The organism is Burkholderia sp. YHN3-13, assembly GCF_055810675.1.
In genome coordinates this window covers 70,779-87,178 of record NZ_JBVVNQ010000006.1, presented here as the reverse complement: position 1 = coordinate 87,178, position 16,400 = coordinate 70,779, and the positions used below count along the sequence as shown (strand labels likewise).

21 protein-coding genes are annotated in these 16,400 nt (G+C 67.2%); 17 read left to right on the top strand and 4 right to left on the bottom strand.

What is annotated here, in order from left to right:
- Positions 1 to 123: 123 nt before the first annotated feature.
- The gene (gene gpmA / locus AC0KUR_RS16155) at positions 124 to 870 is read right to left on the bottom strand and encodes a 2,3-diphosphoglycerate-dependent phosphoglycerate mutase (RefSeq protein ID WP_034189222.1); all 747 of its coding nucleotides are present in this window, start codon (positions 868 to 870) and stop codon (positions 124 to 126) included.
- Positions 871 to 1,006: 136 nt separating this feature from the next.
- Between gpmA and AC0KUR_RS16150 the strand changes: the two genes are divergently transcribed.
- The 5 genes from AC0KUR_RS16150 (at position 1,007) to AC0KUR_RS16130 (ending at position 3,917) form a co-directional block, all read left to right on the top strand.
- Positions 1,007 to 1,429 (top strand): rhodanese-like domain-containing protein, encoded by a 423-nt coding sequence (locus tag AC0KUR_RS16150; protein WP_034189223.1) that lies wholly within the window; start codon positions 1,007 to 1,009, stop codon positions 1,427 to 1,429.
- On the top strand, positions 1,426 to 1,686 hold the full coding sequence (grxC, locus tag AC0KUR_RS16145; RefSeq protein ID WP_006477722.1) for a glutaredoxin 3: 261 nt from the start codon (positions 1,426 to 1,428) through the stop codon (positions 1,684 to 1,686). The genes AC0KUR_RS16150 and grxC overlap by 4 nt, the downstream gene beginning before the upstream one ends.
- A 107-nt stretch (positions 1,687 to 1,793) precedes the next feature.
- Positions 1,794 to 2,276 carry a protein-export chaperone SecB gene (gene secB / locus AC0KUR_RS16140; protein ID WP_011353285.1) on the top strand — a complete coding sequence of 161 codons (483 nt, stop codon included), beginning with the start codon at positions 1,794 to 1,796 and terminating at the stop codon, positions 2,274 to 2,276.
- Positions 2,277 to 2,301: 25 nt separating this feature from the next.
- Positions 2,302 to 3,300, top strand: coding sequence for an NAD(P)H-dependent glycerol-3-phosphate dehydrogenase (locus AC0KUR_RS16135; RefSeq protein WP_034189224.1), 999 nt, complete (start codon positions 2,302 to 2,304; stop codon positions 3,298 to 3,300).
- A 92-nt stretch (positions 3,301 to 3,392) separates the two neighbouring features.
- Positions 3,393 to 3,917 carry an O-acetyl-ADP-ribose deacetylase gene (locus AC0KUR_RS16130; protein ID WP_473376168.1) on the top strand — a complete coding sequence of 175 codons (525 nt, stop codon included), beginning with the start codon at positions 3,393 to 3,395 and terminating at the stop codon, positions 3,915 to 3,917.
- A 34-nt stretch (positions 3,918 to 3,951) separates the two neighbouring features.
- Here AC0KUR_RS16130 and trmL read toward each other — a convergent pair whose 3' ends face one another.
- Positions 3,952 to 4,422, bottom strand: a complete 471-nt coding sequence (gene trmL, locus AC0KUR_RS16125) for a tRNA (uridine(34)/cytosine(34)/5-carboxymethylaminomethyluridine(34)-2'-O)-methyltransferase TrmL (RefSeq protein ID WP_034189226.1) — start codon at positions 4,420 to 4,422, stop codon at positions 3,952 to 3,954.
- A gap of 105 nt (positions 4,423 to 4,527) precedes the next feature.
- On the bottom strand, positions 4,528 to 5,325 hold the full coding sequence (locus tag AC0KUR_RS16120) for a ComF family protein (protein ID WP_473376167.1): 798 nt from the start codon (positions 5,323 to 5,325) through the stop codon (positions 4,528 to 4,530).
- An 81-nt stretch (positions 5,326 to 5,406) separates the two neighbouring features.
- Here AC0KUR_RS16120 and AC0KUR_RS16115 point away from each other — a divergent pair, with 81 nt between their 5' ends.
- From AC0KUR_RS16115 to AC0KUR_RS16080, 8 genes are all read left to right on the top strand, one after another.
- On the top strand, positions 5,407 to 6,372 hold the full coding sequence (locus AC0KUR_RS16115; protein ID WP_034189228.1) for a methyltransferase domain-containing protein: 966 nt from the start codon (positions 5,407 to 5,409) through the stop codon (positions 6,370 to 6,372).
- Positions 6,373 to 6,567: 195 nt separating this feature from the next.
- Positions 6,568 to 7,092, top strand: coding sequence for a DUF2244 domain-containing protein (locus AC0KUR_RS16110; RefSeq protein ID WP_049030539.1), 525 nt, complete (start codon positions 6,568 to 6,570; stop codon positions 7,090 to 7,092).
- 56 nt (positions 7,093 to 7,148) lie between these two features.
- Positions 7,149 to 8,750, top strand: a complete 1,602-nt coding sequence (gene coxB, locus AC0KUR_RS16105) for a cytochrome c oxidase subunit II (RefSeq protein ID WP_473376166.1) — start codon at positions 7,149 to 7,151, stop codon at positions 8,748 to 8,750.
- 43 nt (positions 8,751 to 8,793) lie between these two features.
- On the top strand, positions 8,794 to 10,401 hold the full coding sequence (gene ctaD / locus AC0KUR_RS16100; RefSeq protein ID WP_021163746.1) for a cytochrome c oxidase subunit I: 1,608 nt from the start codon (positions 8,794 to 8,796) through the stop codon (positions 10,399 to 10,401).
- Positions 10,402 to 10,481: 80 nt separating this feature from the next.
- On the top strand, positions 10,482 to 10,622 hold the full coding sequence (locus tag AC0KUR_RS16095; protein WP_473376223.1) for a cytochrome oxidase small assembly protein: 141 nt from the start codon (positions 10,482 to 10,484) through the stop codon (positions 10,620 to 10,622).
- A gap of 35 nt (positions 10,623 to 10,657) precedes the next feature.
- Positions 10,658 to 11,266, top strand: a complete 609-nt coding sequence (locus AC0KUR_RS16090) for a cytochrome c oxidase assembly protein (protein WP_034189231.1) — start codon at positions 10,658 to 10,660, stop codon at positions 11,264 to 11,266.
- 16 nt (positions 11,267 to 11,282) lie between these two features.
- Entirely contained in the window at positions 11,283 to 11,483 is a 201-nt protein-coding gene (locus AC0KUR_RS16085; RefSeq protein WP_021163748.1) for a DUF2970 domain-containing protein, read from the top strand.
- Positions 11,484 to 11,621: 138 nt separating this feature from the next.
- A complete protein-coding gene (locus AC0KUR_RS16080) occupies positions 11,622 to 12,479 on the top strand; it encodes a cytochrome c oxidase subunit 3 (RefSeq protein ID WP_027785504.1) in 858 nt (285 codons plus the stop codon).
- 172 nt (positions 12,480 to 12,651) lie between these two features.
- Here AC0KUR_RS16080 and AC0KUR_RS16075 read toward each other — a convergent pair whose 3' ends face one another.
- The gene (locus AC0KUR_RS16075; RefSeq protein WP_011353273.1) at positions 12,652 to 12,861 is read right to left on the bottom strand and encodes a twin transmembrane helix small protein; all 210 of its coding nucleotides are present in this window, start codon (positions 12,859 to 12,861) and stop codon (positions 12,652 to 12,654) included.
- Between the two features lie 84 nt (positions 12,862 to 12,945).
- Here AC0KUR_RS16075 and AC0KUR_RS16070 point away from each other — a divergent pair, with 84 nt between their 5' ends.
- The 4 genes from AC0KUR_RS16070 to cyoE are packed head-to-tail and all read left to right on the top strand — an operon-like array spanning position 12,946 to position 16,392.
- Positions 12,946 to 13,656 carry an SURF1 family protein gene (locus tag AC0KUR_RS16070; RefSeq protein WP_233623211.1) on the top strand — a complete coding sequence of 237 codons (711 nt, stop codon included), beginning with the start codon at positions 12,946 to 12,948 and terminating at the stop codon, positions 13,654 to 13,656.
- Positions 13,657 to 13,716: 60 nt separating this feature from the next.
- Positions 13,717 to 14,343, top strand: coding sequence for an SCO family protein (locus AC0KUR_RS16065; RefSeq protein ID WP_034189232.1), 627 nt, complete (start codon positions 13,717 to 13,719; stop codon positions 14,341 to 14,343).
- 25 nt (positions 14,344 to 14,368) lie between these two features.
- The gene (locus AC0KUR_RS16060; protein ID WP_034189233.1) at positions 14,369 to 15,481 is read left to right on the top strand and encodes a COX15/CtaA family protein; all 1,113 of its coding nucleotides are present in this window, start codon (positions 14,369 to 14,371) and stop codon (positions 15,479 to 15,481) included.
- Positions 15,482 to 15,489: 8 nt separating this feature from the next.
- Positions 15,490 to 16,392 carry a heme o synthase gene (gene cyoE / locus AC0KUR_RS16055; RefSeq protein ID WP_034189234.1) on the top strand — a complete coding sequence of 301 codons (903 nt, stop codon included), beginning with the start codon at positions 15,490 to 15,492 and terminating at the stop codon, positions 16,390 to 16,392.
- Positions 16,393 to 16,400 lie beyond the last annotated feature (8 nt).

Below are 16,400 nucleotides of genomic sequence, written 5' to 3'. Positions count from 1 at the left end.
CCGCCGGCCGCGCTGCGGGTTCGAAAGCGGATTCGACAGCAGCGGGGCCGAGAAGGTTCGCGCGGGGTGCGGGCCGCGGCCGGGCACCCCGCGCCGGACGCGGCCCGCCCGGCGCGACGGGCGTCAGCCCGCCTTGCCCTGCTTCGCGACGGCGGCCTGCGCCTGCGCGATCGCGTCCTGGTCGCCGAGGTAATAGTGCTGGATCGGCTTCAGGTTCTCGTCGAGTTCATACACGAGCGGCACGCCGTTCGGGATGTTCAGGCCAACGATGTCGCTGTCGGAGATGCCGTCGAGGTACTTGATCAGCGCGCGCAGCGAGTTGCCGTGCGCGGCGATCAGCACCTGCTTGCCGGCACGGACGGCCGGCGCGATCGATTCGTTCCACAGCGGCAGCACGCGCGCGACCGTGTCCTTCAGGCACTCGGTGAGCGGCAGCTGCTCGCGCGGCACCTTCGCGTAGCGCGGGTCGTTGAACGGCGCGCGCTCGTCGGTCGGCTCGAGCGCGGGCGGCGGCGTGTCGTAGCTGCGGCGCCACACGAGCACCTGCTCGTCGCCGAACTTCGCGGCCGTTTCCGCCTTGTTCAGGCCCGACAGCGCACCGTAGTGGCGCTCGTTCAGGCGCCACGAGTGGACGACCGGCAGGTACATCAGGTCCATCCGGTCCTGCACGTGCCACAGCGTGCGGATCGCGCGCTTGAGCACCGACGTGTACGCGATGTCGAACGTGTAGCCGGCCTCCTTGAGCAATTCGCCGGCCTGGTAGGCCTCGTTGCGACCCTGTTCGGTCAGGTCGACGTCGACCCAGCCGGTGAAGCGGTTTTCCTTGTTCCACGTCGATTCGCCGTGGCGGATGAGAACGAGTTTGTACATGGATCTTGCGGTCGGTAGTGATAGGGAAGCGGGGCGCGTCGCACGGGACCCGACCGGGGCCCGCCATCGCGCAAGACGGTTATTTTATAATGGCGGGATTGTCCTCATCCGATTTCTCTTTTTCCGGCGGAATTCCGTGACGTTCTTTACCGATTACACGAACCTGGCCCTCATCGCGATCCTGGTGGTCTCCGGCGGCCTGCTGGCCTGGCCCGCACTGCGCCGCGGCCGTGGCGGCCTGTCGGCCGCGGAGGCGACGCAACTCATCAACCGTCGCAACGCGGTCGTGATCGACCTGCGCGCCGCGTCCGATTTCGCCGCCGGCCACCTGCCGTCGGCGCGCCAGGTCGCCGCGGGCGAGATCGGCGCGAAAATTGCGCAAGTCGCGAAGAACAAGAGCACGCCGGTGCTGCTCGTCTGCCAGAACGGCCAGCAGTCGCAGAAGGCGGCGCGCGAGGTCGAGGCGGCCGGTTACGCCGAGGTGCACGTGCTCGAGGGCGGCGTGGCCGCCTGGCAGCAGGCCGGGATGCCGGTCGTCAAACAAGGAGTGGCGAAGTGAACAAGGTTTTGATGTACAGCACGCAGGTGTGTCCGTATTGCATGCAGGCCGAGCGCCTGCTGAAGCTGCGCGGGGTCGAGCAGATCGAGAAGGTGCTGATCGATCGCGATCCGGCCCGCCGCGAGGAAATGATGACGCGCACGGGGCGCCGCACGGTGCCGCAGATCTATATCGGCGACACGCACGTCGGCGGTTACGACGATCTGTCGAAGCTCGACCGCGAAGGCGGCCTCGTGCCGCTTCTGCAAGCGGCCTGATTAGGGCAGAATGGCCGCCGGCCGCGCCGCGGCTTGGGCGCGCAGGATTCATCCGTGGCGGCCGGCGAGAAGCCGGGCCGCCCCGTCACCACTTTTAGGGAAACACCATGTCCGACGTCGAAAACCAACCGTTCTTCAACATCCAGCGCGTCTACCTGAAGGATATGTCGCTCGAGCAGCCGAATTCGCCGGCGATCTTCCTCGAGCAGGACATGCCGTCGGTTGAAGTCGAAGTCGACGTGAAGGCCGACCGTCTCGCGGAAAGCGTGTTCGAAGTCGTCGTGTCGGGGACCGTCACGGCGAAGGTGAAGGACAAGGTCGCGTTCCTGATCGAAGCGAAGCAGGCCGGTATTTTCGACATCCGCAACATTCCGGACGAACAGCTCGACCCGCTCGTCGGCATCGCTTGCCCGACGATCCTGTTCCCGTACCTGCGTTCGAACATCGCCGACGCGATCACGCGCGCGGGCTTCCCGCCGATCCACCTGGCCGAAATCAACTTCCAGGCGCTGTACGAGCAGCGCCTCGCGCAGCTTCAGCAGCAGGCCGGCGCCGCGGCAGGCGCGCCGAACGGCACGACGCTGAACTGACGTTGAACGCAGACCGGTGCTGGGTATGAAAGTAGCCGTTCTCGGCGCCGGTGCCTGGGGCACCGCGCTCGCGGGCCATCTGGCCGCGCGGCACGATACGCTTCTGTGGGCGCGCGACGCCGCGCTCATCGCCGGGCTGCAGGCCCGGCACGAAAACGCCCGCTATCTGGACGGCATCGCGCTGCCCGACGCGTTGCGCTACGACGCCGATCTCGGCGCCGCGCTCGCGCACGGCGCCGCGGACGACGCGCTGTGCGTGATCGCCGCGCCCGTGGCCGGGCTGCGCACGCTGTGTCGCGCGATGCGCGACGCAGGCTGCGTGCCCGCGCATATCGTCTGGGTCTGCAAGGGCTTCGAGGCCGACACGCATCTGCTGCCGCACCAGGTGATCGCGGCAGAGCTGCCCGAACAGCAGAGCAACGGCGTGCTGTCGGGCCCGAGCTTCGCGCGCGAGGTCGGCCAGTCGCTGCCCGTCGCGCTGACGGTGGCGAGCACGTCGGCCGCATGCCGCGAGCGCACGCTCGCCGCGTTCCATCACGGCGCGATGCGGATCTACACGGGCGACGACGTGGTCGGCGTCGAGGTCGGCGGCGCGGTGAAGAACGTGCTGGCGATCGCGACCGGCATCTCGGACGGCCTGGGCCTCGGGCTGAACGCGCGCGCCGCGCTGATCACGCGCGGCCTCGCCGAAATGTCGCGGCTCGGCGTCGCGCTCGGCGGCCGCGCAGAAACCTTCACGGGCCTCACGGGCCTCGGCGACCTGATCCTCACCGCGACGGGCGACCTGTCGCGCAACCGTACGGTCGGCCTGCAACTGGCGGCCGGCCGCACGCTGAACGACATCCTCGGCGCGCTCGGCCACGTGGCCGAAGGCGTGCGCTGCGCGCAGGCCGTGCTGGCGCTCGCGCGCGCGCAGTCGATCGAAATGCCGATTACCGAGGCCGTGTGCGGCGTGCTGTTCGACGGCATCGCACCGCGCGACGCGGTCAGCGGCCTGCTGCGGCGCGACGCGCGCGCGGAGTAGCGCGAACCGGCGCTTCCCGGTGCGGTTGCGCCGGGCGCGCGGCACCAAAGCGGACTACGCTTGAACCGTCTCCGGCGTTCCGGGAGGGTGTCATGCTGCAGATCGGTTCCACCATGCTCGACGCGCGGGTCGTCGACATCACGACGCTCGAGGTCGACGCGATCGTCAACGCGGCGAACGGCTCGCTGCTCGGCGGGGGCGGCGTCGACGGCGCCATCCATCGCGCGGCCGGCCCCGGCCTGCTCGCCGAGTGCCGCACGCTCGGCGGCTGCGACACGGGCGACGCAAAGCTCACGCGCGGCCACGGGCTGCCGGCGCGCTACGTGATCCATGCGGTCGGCCCCGTATGGCACGGCGGCGGGCGCGGCGAGGCCGACCTGCTCGCGTCGTGCTACCGGCGGGCGATCGAGCTGGCCGAGGATGTCGCCGCGACGTCGATCGCGTTCCCGGCAATCAGCTGCGGAATCTATCGTTATCCGGTCGAGGAGGCCGTCGGCATCGCGGTCGGCACCGTCGCCGAAATGCTGCCGCAGGCGCCGAACCTCGCACGCGTGGTGTTCGCGTGCTTTTCCCCCGACATCTACGACCTGTATCGCGTGCGGCTCACGCGGACCTGACGCATCGCGCGCCGCGGGTGGCGTGCCCGGTGGGTCAGGCGCCGCCTTCGAAGCCGGCCTGGCGCCACGCCTCGAACACGACCACCGCGACCGTGTTGGACAGGTTCAGGCTGCGGTTGTCCGGCCGCATCGGCAGGCGGACGCGCTGTTCGTCCGGAAAGCGCTCGAGCAGCTCGGCGGGCAGGCCGCGGGTCTCCGAGCCGAACACGAACCAGTCGCCCGGCAGGAACGCGTGATCGTGGAAGCGGCCCGAGCCGCGGGTCGTGAACGCGAACATCCGCGCGGGATCGGGTGCTTCGGATGCGACGAACGCATCCCAGTCGCGGTGCACGCGCATCTGCGCATACTCGTGATAGTCGAGGCCGGCGCGGCGCATCCGTGCGTCGTCGAGCGGGAAGCCGAGCGGCTCGATCAGGTGCAGGTGCGCGCCCGTATTGGCGCACAGGCGGATCACGTTGCCGGTGTTCGGCGGAATTTCGGGAGCGACGAGGACGACGTTGAACATGTTTCGGTTTGGCTGGGCCGGCCGGGGCCGCGCAACGTGCGCGTTCCCGGCCGGCCGGTTCGTGGCGGCCGCGGCCACGCAGGCGTGGCCGGCCTCTCTATCTAATTAATCCCTGGCGGTGCGCAGCGCAACCAGATTCGTCACGCGCGCGGCGCCCGCCGCCTTCAGCGCGTGCGCGGCGGCCGCGAGCGTCGCGCCGGACGTCATCACGTCGTCGACGAGCGCGATGTGGCGGCCGGCGACGTCACCGGCCACCACGAACGCCGCCATCACGTTGTCGCGCCGCGCCTGCCGGTCGAGCCGCGACTGCGGCGCGGTGTGGGCGACGCGCGCGAGCAGCGCCGCATCCGAGCGCACGCCGAGCCGGCGCGCGAGCGGACGTGCGATCGCCCACGCCTGGTTGTAGCCGCGCGCGACGAGCCGCCGGTGCGACAGCGGCACTGGCGCGACCAGGTCGAAACGGCCCGCGCCGCGCGTATCGTCGACCAGCCGCGCGAGCCGCGCTGCGAATTCGGCGCCGAGTGCGAGCCGCGCGTGAAACTTCAGGCCGCGTGCCAGCCCGTCGAGCGGCGCGCGGTAATCCGCGAGCGCGAGCGTCGCGTCGAACGGCGGCGGGGCAGTGCGGCACGCATCGCATCGATACGCGGCCGGGTGGCCGGCACCGGTGCGGCGGCCGCCGCGCGAACGCGGCTGCCCGACACCCAGCGGCAGCGCGCAGGCGTCGCAGCGCAATCGCGCTTCATTCCAGTACGCGGCGTCGCAAGCGTCGCAGATCACGGCGTGTGACAAATTGCCGCACAGCGCGCAGCGATTCGGTAGCGCGACCGCGGCGACTTTCGCCGCCAGCATGCGAGCCTGCGACAAAACGACGCGCATCGTGCGTCCGGCGGAACTGCGGGTCATCGCAACACTCCTGCCACCCCGTCTCAATGAAGCTTCCGGGGCGAGCGAGTATACTTCGGGCTCTTCGCCAGTGTGCCCGACATGTCCCCAGCTTCGACTCCAACCGGCCGTCCGGCCAATGACGCCAGGCGCCTGCGGCGGATCTTCGACCGCCGTGCCGCCACCTTCGACGCGGTCGCGTTCCTGCCGCGCGAGATCGCGCAGCGGATGAACGAGCGTCTCGAATACATCAAGGTGAGCCCCACGGCCGTGCTCGATGCCGGCTGCGGCCCGGGCGACGATCTGCCGGCACTGCGCGCGCGCTTTCCGGAAGCGCCCGTGTTCGGCGTCGACCTGTCCGGCGCGATGCTCGCGCGGGCCGGTCAGCGCGAGGTCGAACAAACCAACTGGCGCCGCTGGCTGCCGGCGTCGCTCGGCCGCGCGCTGGGCCAGCGCGGGCCGCGCGTCGCGCAGGCCGATTTCGCCGCGCTGCCGTTCCCGGGCGGCGCGTTCGACCTGATCTGGTCGAATCTCGCTCTCCACTGGCATTCGCGTCCCGACGCGGTGCTGCCCGAATGGCAGCGCGTGCTGCGCGTGAACGGCCTGCTGATGTTCAGCACGCTCGGGCCCGACACGCTGCGCGAGCTGCGGGCGGCCTGCGCGGACGCCGAAGCGGCGCTGGGCATGGCGCCGCCCGCCGCGCGCGTGATCGATTTCGTCGACATGCACGACCTCGGCGACATGCTCGTCGAGAGCGGCTTCGAGATTCCCGTGATGGATCAGGAAGTGCTGACCGTCACCTACAAATCCCCCGATTCCCTGCTGGCCGACGTGCGCCGCTGGGGCGCCTATCCGTTCGAGCGCACGGCGCCGCGGCACGCGACGCGGCGCTTTCGCGCGGCGCTCGGCGACGCGCTGGCGGCGCGCCGGCGCGAGGACGGCACGATTCCGCTGACCTTCGAGGTGATCTACGGCCACGCATGGAAGGCCGTCCCGCGCACGACCGCCGAGGGGCACGGGATCGTGCGCATCGAGGATATCGGCAAGGGGCGTCCGAAGAATCGGTAAAGCGGTAAAGAGGGGTTTTGTTATGTCTGAAATTAGCGGCGCAAAGCGGGGTCGAATTGGCGCGAAAAATGGCCGAAAAGCTTGTCGCGCTTGGCTTGGCGGGCGATAGGCGCTTGCTTGTGGATGCCATTGAACCCGCCTATAATGCGTCAGCTTGTCGTCCCGGGGTCCCCGCAATACGGGGCGACGAGTCCGATGCAGGCATGCATCGCATGCCATTCGCGTGAGGCGGCGATGGAAGCAGCGAGGGTTTTGGCGGAGACGACGAACGGCGAGCCGGTCCTCGAAGACTGGCTGATCAAACGCAACTGTTCGGTGTCGCCACGCCAGTTCGTGCTGTTTTATGCGTCGCTCGCGGGCTTCTCGCTGGTGATCGCGTCGTTGCTGATGTGGAGAGGGGCCTGGCTCGTCATGCCCTTTACCGGAATCGAGTTGCTGGCAGTGGGTGTCGCATTTGCGATCCATGCTCGCCATGCGGTCGATTACGAGCGCATCAGGCTGTTTCCGCATCGGCTCGTGATCGAGCGGATGGATGCGGAGCGGCTCACGCAGATCGAATTCAACCCGCGCTGGGTGCGGGTCGAGCCGGGTGCGACGCCACGCGATCCGATTCGACTGGTATCGCGCGGGCAGACCGTCGTGATCGGGCAGCATCTCGCGCAGTACAAGCGTGCGCAGTTCGCCGACGAACTGCGCGTATCGCTCAGGCGCTGCGGCTGACGAGGCGCGGGCACCGGCCGATACGGGCCGGCGGCTTGCGACGGGGGAGGGTTTGAATGGAAATTTTGGGTAAGGATGCTATGAAAACAATCAAGCGAGCCCTCACGGGCGTGCTGGCATGCAGCGGATTGCTCTTTGCCGGTGCCGCCCTGGCGGTCGGTGATAGCCCGGGCGGCCCCCGCGTCAACGAGATCAACTTTCAGCCGCCGGTCACGAAAATCGCCGAGGAGCTCTACGATCTCCACACGATGATGCTGATCCTGTGTACGGTGATCTTCGTCGGCGTGTTCGGCGTGATGTTCTATTCGATCTTCGCGCACCGCAAATCCAAAGGCCACAAGGCCGCCAATTTCCATGAAAGCACGACCGTCGAGATCATCTGGACGATCGTGCCGTTCGTCATCGTCGTGCTGATGGCGCTGCCGGCGACGAAGGCCGTCGTCGCGATGAAGGACACGACGAACGCCGATCTCACGATCAAGGTCACCGGCTACCAGTGGAAGTGGGGCTACGACTACGTGAAGGGCCCGGGCGAGGGCATCGGCTTCCTGTCGACGCTGACCACCCCGCGCGACGAAGTGATGGGCAAGAAGCCGATCACCGACACCTATCTGCAGGAAGTCGACAACCCGCTCGTCGTGCCGGTCAACAAGAAGATCCGCATCATCACGACCGCGAACGACGTCGTCCACTCGTGGTACGTGCCCGCGTTCGGCGTGAAGCAGGATGCGATCCCCGGCTTCGTGCGCGACACGTGGTTCAAGGCCGACAAGGTCGGCACGTTCCGCGGTTTCTGTACCGAGCTGTGCGGCAAGGAACACGCGTACATGCCGGTCGTCGTCGAAGTGCTGTCGGAAGACGACTACGCGAAGTGGGTCACGGCGCAGAAGGCCAAGCTGGCCAGCGCGTCGGTCGATCCGAACAAGGTCTACACGATGGCTGAACTCGTCGCGCACGGCGAGGAAGTCTACAAGGCGAACTGCGCGGCCTGCCACCAGGTGAGCGGCAAGGGCCTCGGCGCGTTCCCGGCGATGGACGGCAGCCCGATCGTGAACGGCCCGATCGCCGGCCACGTCGAGCGCGTGCTGCACGGCAAGGGCGCGATGCCGTCGTGGGCGTCGCTGTCGGACCTCGACATCGCGTCGGTCATCACGTACGAACGCAACTCGTGGGGCAACCACAAGAACGACCTGCTGCAGCCGAAGCAAGTGGCCGACGCGCGCAACGGCAAGATGCCGGAAGACGCGGCAGGCGCGGCAGCGGCAGCGGCACCGGCGGAAGCGGCATCGGCACCGGCGCAAGCCGCGTCGGGCGCCGCCGAGCAGCCGGCGGCAGCGGCATCGGCCGCGCTGTCGACGATCTACTTCGAAACGGGCAAGAGCGTGCTGCCGGCCGACGCGAAAGCGGCGATCGCCGCCGCGGCCGACTATGCGAAGGCACATCCGGACGCGAAGCTCGCGCTGTCGGGTTTTACCGACAAGACGGGCTCGGCCGACGCGAACGCCGAACTGGCGAAGCATCGTGCACAGGCCGTGCGCGACGCGCTGAAGGCAGCAGGCGTGGCGGAAGACCACATCATCATGAAAAAGCCGGAAACGATCACGGGCGGGGCTGACGCTAAGGAAGCCCGGCGTGTCGAGATCGGCCCGGCGGCTTGACGTGTCGCTGAGTTAGTCGACGTATTCGCATTAGGAGATTCTCATGTCTAGCATCGGGCACGACGTAGCCGCGGACCACGCGCACGACGACCACGCGCACGAAATGCCGCACGGCTGGCGTCGCTGGCTGTTCGCCACCAACCACAAGGACATCGGTACGCTGTACCTGCTGTTCTCGTTCATCATGTTTCTGTCGGGCGGCGTGATGGCGCTCGGCATCCGTGCCGAGCTGTTCGAGCCGGGCCTGCAGATCATGCGTCCGGAGTTCTTCAACGAACTCACGACGATGCACGGCCTGATCATGGTGTTCGGCGCGATCATGCCGGCGTTCGTCGGCTTCGCGAACTGGATGATTCCGCTGCAGATCGGCGCATCCGACATGGCGTTCGCGCGGATGAACAACTTCAGCTTCTGGCTGCTGCCGGTCGCGGCCGTGCTGCTGGTCGGTTCGTTCTTCGCGCCGGGCGGCGCGACGGCTGCCGGCTGGACGCTGTACGCACCGCTGTCGACGCAGATGGGCCCGGGCATGGACTTCGCGATCTTCGCGGTCCACATCATGGGCGCGTCGTCGATCATGGGCGGGATCAACATCGTCGTGACGATCCTGAACATGCGCGCACCGGGCATGACACTGATGAAGATGCCGATGTTCGCATGGACGTGGCTGATCACGGCGTACCTGCTGATCGCGGTGATGCCGGTTCTGGCAGGCGCGATCACGATGGTGCTGTTCGACCGCCACTTCGGCACGTCGTTCTTCAACGCGGCAGGCGGCGGCGACCCGGTGATGTACCAGCACATCTTCTGGTTCTTCGGCCACCCCGAGGTGTACATCATGATTCTGCCGGCGTTCGGGATCGTGTCGCAGGTGATCCCGGCGTTCGCACGCAAGACGCTGTTCGGCTATAGCTCGATGGTGTACGCGACGGCATCGATCGCGATCCTGTCGTTCATGGTCTGGGCGCACCACATGTTCGCGACGGGCATGCCGGTCACCGGTCAGCTGTTCTTCATGTACGCGACGATGCTGATCGCCGTGCCGACGGGCGTGAAGGTGTTCAACTGGCTCGCGACGATGTGGCGCGGCTCGATGACGTTCGAAACCCCGATGCTGTTCGCGATCGGCTTCCTGTTCGTGTTCACGTTCGGCGGCCTGACGGGCCTGATGCTCGCGATGGCGCCGCTCGACATCCAGTATCACGGCACCTACTTCGTGGTGGCGCACTTCCACTACGTGCTGGTGGCCGGCTCGCTGTTCGCGCTGTTCTCGGGCTGGTACTACTGGGCGCCGAAGTGGACGGGCTGGATGTACAACGAGACGCGCGGCAAGATCCACTTCTGGGCGTCGATGATCTTCTTCAACCTGACGTTCTTCCCGATGCACTTCGTCGGTCTGGCCGGCATGCCGCGTCGTTATGCGGACTACCCGGCGCAGTTCACGGACTTCAACCAGGTGGCGACGATCGGCGCATTCGGCTTCGGCCTCGCGCAGGTGTACTTCCTGTTCGCGGTCGCGCTGCCGGCCTACCGTGGCGGCGGCGAGCTGGAAAAGGCGTCGGACAAGCCGTGGGACGGCGCGACGGGCCTCGAGTGGACGGTGCCGAGCCCGGCTCCGTTCCACACGTTCGAGCAACCGCCGCACGTCGAGTAAGTTTCATGGTGCGCCCGGCCGCTGCCTGCCTTGATGGCAGGCGCGGCGGGCGCCGCATTGAGGTTTCAGCGAAGTTTCAGATGAACCCGAATCCACAAGAAAGACGAACGCCCGAGCAGATTCGCGCGGGCAACAAGCGGCTCGGCCTCACCCTGCTCGTCATCGCCGCCGTTTTCTTTGTGGGTGTCGTGATCAAGCAGTGGTGGCTGTCCACTCACTGATGCAGCAACTGACGCAGTAGCGAGGAAGTCGTCGTATGTCGAAGCCGGAAGAGGGCGCCGTCGATCGCGCGTTCAATCGTTCGATGCTGGTGAAGCTCTTCGTCGTGGCCGGACTGATGTTCGGTTTCGGCTTCGCGCTGATCCCGATGTATCGGGCGATCTGCCAGATCACCGGCATCAACAACCTGGTGCAGCGCGACGTCAGCGAGCGCGAGGTGAAGAACTCGCAGGTCGACTACAGCCGCACGGTGTCGGTCGAGTTCGATGCGAACGCGCGCGGGCCGCTCGGTTTCAAGCCGGAGCACAACAGCCTCGACGTGCATCCGGGCGAACTGATGACGATCGTGTACGACGTGACGAACGGGCAGGGCCGGCCGGTCGTGGCGCAGGCGATTCCGAGCTACGCGCCGAAGCAGGCGACGGAGTTCTTCAAGAAGATCGAGTGCTTTTGCTTTACGCAGCAGACGCTGGCCGCGAACGAGTCGCGCAAGATGCCGGTGGTGTTCGTGATCGATCCGAAACTGCCGAAGGACGTGAAGACGATCACGCTGTCGTACACGTTCTTCGAACTGAATACCCCGGCCACGCCGGCACCGGCGCAGCGCAGTACCGCGGCGCAGGGCACGGCGAAGCCGGACGCATGACGACGGAGGCGGGGCGATGACGGAGGTCAAGCGGGGCGGGTCGTTCGGCCAGGCGCTGAAAGCCGTGCTGTGGTCGTTCTTCGGCGTGCGCAAGCGGCGCGACCTGGAGGCCGATGCGACGCAGCTGAATCCGCTGCACGTGCTGATCGTCGCGTTGCTCGCGGCCGGCGTGTTCATCGGCGTGCTGATCCTGATCGTGCGTGCCGTCGTGGGCTGAGGCCCGCGGCCACGAAAGAATGCAGTGCGCGGCGTCACGGCGCGGCGTGCGGGAAAGAGCGGTGGCAGTCGCGCCGCGCAAGAAATAAAGCCGGAGCGGTTTCCGGTACACAAATTGGACTGAAGTGGAGAATCAAGCATGAGCGGTCAAAACCAGACCCCGTACTATTTCGTGCCGCATCCGTCGCAGCATCCGATCAGCGCGGCCATCGGCCTGCTGGTCATGCTCGGCTCGGTAGCGCTGTGGATCAACGGTCACGACTGGGCGCCGTTTACGGCGCTGCTCGGCCTGCTGTGGTTGCTCTTCACGCTGTATCACTGGTTCGGCGACGCGATCGCCGAATCGGAAGGCGGTCATTACGGCAAGAACGTCGACAAGTCGTACCGCTGGAGCATGAGCTGGTTCATCTTCTCGGAAGTGATGTTCTTCGGCGCGTTCTTCGGCGCGCTGTTCTATGCGCGTGAAATCGCGCTGCACCAGCTCGGCAGCCTCGACTACAAGCTGATCTGGCCGGACTTCTCCGCCGTGTGGCCGAACGAAGGCCCCGCCGCGCTCGCCGGGCACTTCAAGACGATGGGCCCGTGGCCGATCCCGACGCTGAACACCGCATTCCTGCTGTCGTCGGGTGTGACGCTGACGATCTCGCACCATGCGCTGCGTGACGATCATCGCAAGAAGGCGATCGCATGGCTGGCCGCGACGCTCGTGTTCGGTATCTGCTTCCTGTTCCTGCAGGGCTTCGAGTACTACCACGCGTACAACGAACTGAACCTGACGCTGAACTCCGGCGTGTACGGCTCGACGTTCTTCCTGCTGACGGGCTTCCACGGTTTCCACGTGTTCCTCGGCGGCACGATGCTCGCGGTGGTGCTGGTGCGGATGATTCGCGGCCACTTCAAGCCCGATCATCACTTCGCATTCGAAGGCGCCGCGTGGTACTGGCACTTCGTCGACGTCGTCTGGCTCGGCCTGTACGTCGTCGTCTACTGGCTGTAAATGGAAAAACGGCCCGCGCAGCAATGCGCGGGCCGTTTTCATTGGTGCCGACCGGGTAGCGCCGCTGCCTGCCGACACCACCCTGGCGCCGCCGCGACTCAGTCAGGCGGCGCTTTTGCTTGGTGGCGCGACCGTGCGGCGAAATGTCACAGCGGCCGCCGCGGCAACGGCATCAACGCCCGATCGGCAGGCCGGTCGAATGGATCCAGCCCATCCAGTTCGCGATCAGGATGAGCAGGAACAGCGACACCGACAGCCCGACACGGGTGGCGAGCGACCAGACCATGCGTTTCGTGTGGCCGCGGTCGTGCATCATGAAGTAGAGCGCCGAGCCCATGCTGGCAATGATGAGGACGAAGGCGATGGGAACGAGGATGTGCATGACACGAACCGGACGACGGCCATTCGAAAGGAAGGGGATAATTATCGCACTTCGCTTTCGCGCATGTGCCCGGCGGGCCGCATGATGAAGATCCGCTGGCTGCCCGCGCTCCTGATCCTCGTCGTCGTCGCCGTGACGATCCGGCTCGGTTTCTGGCAGCGCGATCGCGCGCACCAGAAGGAAGCGCTGCAGGCGAGCATCGCGCGCTACGAGCAGGCGGCGCCCGTCGACGTCGGCGCGCAGCCGATGCCGCTCGCGTCGATCGAGTTCCATCGCGTGCGGGCCAGGGGCCGTTTCCTGCCCGAGCAGGCGGTGTTTCTCGACAATCGGCCGTATAACGATCAGCCGGGTTTTTACGTCGTGATGCCGTTTAAACTCACGGGCGGCGGCGTCGTGCTCGTGAACCGCGGCTGGCTGCCGCGCAATATCGCCGATCGCACCGCGATCGAGCCGTTCGCGACGCCGGCGGGCGACGTCGAGATCGTCGGCATCGCGCGTGCCGACGCATCGCGTGCGTTCGAGCTCGGCGAGGGCGGGTCGGCCGCGCACCAGAAGATCCGGCAGAACCTGGACGTCGCCGAGTATGCGAAGGAAACGGGGCTGCCGCTGCAGCCGTTCGTGATCCAGCAGACGAGCGACGACGGCGACAGGCTCGTGCGCGACTGGCCGGCGGCAACGACCGGCGTCGAGCGCAATTACGGTTACATGTTTCAGTGGTGGGCGATGGCGGCGGCCGCGCTCGGCTTCGGCCTGTACGCCGCGCGGCGTGCGGCGAAGAAGTCGGCCGGCGCATGAGCGCCATCCCAGGACGCGGCGCCGGCGCCGCGGGTTCGTTTCGAGAGGTCTGATTTGTCCATGCAATCTTCCCGTCAGGGTCCGGCCGCCGCGCCGATCTCGCCGGCGGCCCGCAAGCGCGGCCGCTGGATGCTCGTGCTGCTGGGTCTCGTGTGCGCTGCGCCGATGATCGCGTCGTACTTCACCTATTACGTGATCAAGCCGAAGGGCGGGTCGACGAACTACGGCACGCTGATCGAGCCGCAGCGCCCGATCCCGGCCGGTCTGCAGGTGACCGACGAAACCGGCAAGACCGTGCCGCTGGCGTCGCTGCGCGGCGTGTGGCTGTTCGTGATGACCGACCGCAGCGCGTGCGACGACGCGTGCGCGCAGAAGCTTTATTTCATGCGCCAGATCCGCGTCACGCAGGCGGGCGAGCGGCACCGGATCACGATGGTGTGGCTGCGCAGCGACGCGGGCGCGATGCCGCAGAAGGTGCTCGACGCGTACCCCGACACGCGCCGGCTCGTCGCCGATCCGGCCGCGGTGGCCGCATGGCTGCCGGCCGATGCCGGCACGAAGGACAGCGACCACATTTACCTGGTCGACCCGAACGGCAACCTGATGATGCGTTTCCCGAAGGACCCGAATCCCAGCAAGATCAAGTCGGACGTGACGAAGCTGCTGAAGTGGTCGAGCATCGGTTAAGGCAAGAGAACGAGGCACCATTCCGATGTCGTATCTACTGCAACTCGGCCTGATCGGCTTGTGCATCGCGCTGCTGCCGCTGTCGTACGTGTGGGTGAAGGCCGACGACGACAAGTTCCGCAAGCTCGTGTGGATCACCACCTTCCTGACGCTCGATCTCGTGATGTTCGGCGGCTTCACGCGGCTGACCGATTCGGGGCTCGGCTGCCCCGACTGGCCCGGCTGTTACGGCACGTCGTCGCCGTTCATCGCGCACGCCGCGATCACGGCCGCGCACCAGGCGATGCCGACGGGCCCCGTCAGCATGACGAAGGCGTGGATCGAGATGATCCACCGCTATTTCGCGATGGCGATCGGCGTGCTGATCATCGCGCAGGTCGTGATCGCGTGGGCCGCGCGGCTGCGCCGCCGCCCGCTGCACGTGTCGCCGTGGTGGCCGACGAGCCTGCTGCTGCTGATTCTCGTGCAGGGCGCGTTCGGCGCGTGGACGGTCACGATGAAGCTGCAGCCGGTGATCGTCACGATCCACCTGCTGCTCGGCCTCACGCTGCTCGGCACGCTCGGCTGGCTCGCGGCGCGGCAGACGCCGCTGCCGTCGTATGACCCCGAGGCCGGACGCTACCGCGCGGCCGCGCTCGCGGCGCTCGTGCTGCTGGTCGTGCAGATCGCGCTCGGCGGCTGGGTGAGCACCAACTACGCGGTGCTCGCCTGCACCGACTTCCCGACCTGCAACGGCCAGTGGATCCCGCCGATGGACTTCCAGCATGGCTTCCACCTGTGGCGCGCGCTCGGGATGACGAAGGACGGCGAGGCGATCACGCAGGACGCGCTGGTCGCGATCCACTGGACGCACCGCACGTTCGCGTTCGTCGTGGTCGCGTACCTGGTCGCGTTCGCGCTGAAAATGCGCCGCTTCGAGTCGCTGCGGCGGCCCGCGAACGGCGTGCTGCTGGTCGTGCTGCTGCAGTTCGTGACGGGCCTGACCAACATCGTGCTGCAGTGGCCGCTGCCGGTCGCCGTCGCGCACAACGGCGGGGCCGCGATCCTGCTGCTGCTCGTCGTCATGTTAAACTTTCGCATCCTTTCAAGCCGCCCCGGCCGTGTCGCGCAGCCTGCGCGCGACGCCGCCCCGGCGTGACCGCCCCCATGCAAAGCACCCTCTCCCAATCGCCCGGTAGCCGCTTTTCCCAGTACATGGCGCTGACGAAGCCGCGTGTCACGCAGCTCGCGGTGTTCTGCGCGGTGATCGGCATGTTCCTCGCGACGCCGGGCATGGTGCCGTGGCATGTGCTGATCGGCGGCACGATCGGCATCTGGCTGCTGGCCGGTGCCGCGTTCGCGATCAACTGCCTCGTCGAACAGAAGATCGACGCGATGATGCGCCGTACCGCGTGGCGCCCGTCCGCGCGCGGCGAGATCACGACGCCGCAGATCCTGCTGTTCTCGGCCGTGCTCGGCAGCGTCGGCGCATGGACGCTCTATACGTTCACGAACCCGCTGACGATGTGGCTGACGATCGCGACGTTCGTCGGCTACGCGGTGATCTACACGCTGCTGCTCAAGCCGATGACGCCGCAGAACATCGTGATCGGCGGCGCGTCGGGCGCGATGCCGCCGGCGCTCGGCTGGGCCGCCGTCACCGGCGCGGTGCCGGGCGACGCGTGGATCCTCGTGCTGATCATCTTCGTGTGGACGCCGCCGCATTTCTGGGTGCTCGCGCTCTATCGCCGCAAGGATTACGAGAACGCGGGGCTGCCGATGCTGCCGGTCACGCACGGCGAGAAGTTCACGCGGCTGCACATCCTGCTGTATACGGTGATCCTGTTCGCGGTCACGCTGATGCCGTTCATCTCCGGGATGAGCGGGGCCGTCTACCTGACGAGCGCGGTGCTGCTCGGCGCGGTGTTCCTCGCGTATGCGTGGAAGATCCATCGCGACTATTCGGACGAACTCGCCCGCAAGGCCTTCCGCTACTCGATCGTCTACCTGTCGCTGCTGTTCGCCGCGCTGCTCGTCGATCACTACGCACGCCCGCTGCTCGGCGTGTAACCGCACGG

Coding starts and splice junctions, on each gene's coding strand:
- secB (WP_011353285.1), top strand. CDS start 1,794: ATGTCCGACGTCGAAAACCAACCGTTCTTCAACATCCAGCGCGTCTAC.
- AC0KUR_RS16130 (WP_473376168.1), top strand. CDS start 3,393: ATGCTGCAGATCGGTTCCACCATGCTCGACGCGCGGGTCGTCGACATC.
- coxB (WP_473376166.1), top strand. CDS start 7,149: ATGGAAATTTTGGGTAAGGATGCTATGAAAACAATCAAGCGAGCCCTC.
- AC0KUR_RS16060 (WP_034189233.1), top strand. CDS start 14,369: ATGTCGTATCTACTGCAACTCGGCCTGATCGGCTTGTGCATCGCGCTG.
- ctaD (WP_021163746.1), top strand. CDS start 8,794: ATGTCTAGCATCGGGCACGACGTAGCCGCGGACCACGCGCACGACGAC.
- AC0KUR_RS16075 (WP_011353273.1), bottom strand. CDS start 12,861: ATGCACATCCTCGTTCCCATCGCCTTCGTCCTCATCATTGCCAGCATG.
- AC0KUR_RS16065 (WP_034189232.1), top strand. CDS start 13,717: ATGCAATCTTCCCGTCAGGGTCCGGCCGCCGCGCCGATCTCGCCGGCG.
- AC0KUR_RS16090 (WP_034189231.1), top strand. CDS start 10,658: ATGTCGAAGCCGGAAGAGGGCGCCGTCGATCGCGCGTTCAATCGTTCG.
- trmL (WP_034189226.1), bottom strand. CDS start 4,422: ATGTTCAACGTCGTCCTCGTCGCTCCCGAAATTCCGCCGAACACCGGC.
- AC0KUR_RS16135 (WP_034189224.1), top strand. CDS start 2,302: ATGAAAGTAGCCGTTCTCGGCGCCGGTGCCTGGGGCACCGCGCTCGCG.
- AC0KUR_RS16110 (WP_049030539.1), top strand. CDS start 6,568: ATGCAGGCATGCATCGCATGCCATTCGCGTGAGGCGGCGATGGAAGCA.
- AC0KUR_RS16085 (WP_021163748.1), top strand. CDS start 11,283: ATGACGGAGGTCAAGCGGGGCGGGTCGTTCGGCCAGGCGCTGAAAGCC.
- AC0KUR_RS16080 (WP_027785504.1), top strand. CDS start 11,622: ATGAGCGGTCAAAACCAGACCCCGTACTATTTCGTGCCGCATCCGTCG.
- AC0KUR_RS16120 (WP_473376167.1), bottom strand. CDS start 5,325: ATGACCCGCAGTTCCGCCGGACGCACGATGCGCGTCGTTTTGTCGCAG.
- gpmA (WP_034189222.1), bottom strand. CDS start 870: ATGTACAAACTCGTTCTCATCCGCCACGGCGAATCGACGTGGAACAAG.
- AC0KUR_RS16115 (WP_034189228.1), top strand. CDS start 5,407: ATGTCCCCAGCTTCGACTCCAACCGGCCGTCCGGCCAATGACGCCAGG.
- cyoE (WP_034189234.1), top strand. CDS start 15,490: ATGCAAAGCACCCTCTCCCAATCGCCCGGTAGCCGCTTTTCCCAGTAC.
- AC0KUR_RS16070 (WP_233623211.1), top strand. CDS start 12,946: ATGAAGATCCGCTGGCTGCCCGCGCTCCTGATCCTCGTCGTCGTCGCC.
- AC0KUR_RS16095 (WP_473376223.1), top strand. CDS start 10,482: ATGAACCCGAATCCACAAGAAAGACGAACGCCCGAGCAGATTCGCGCG.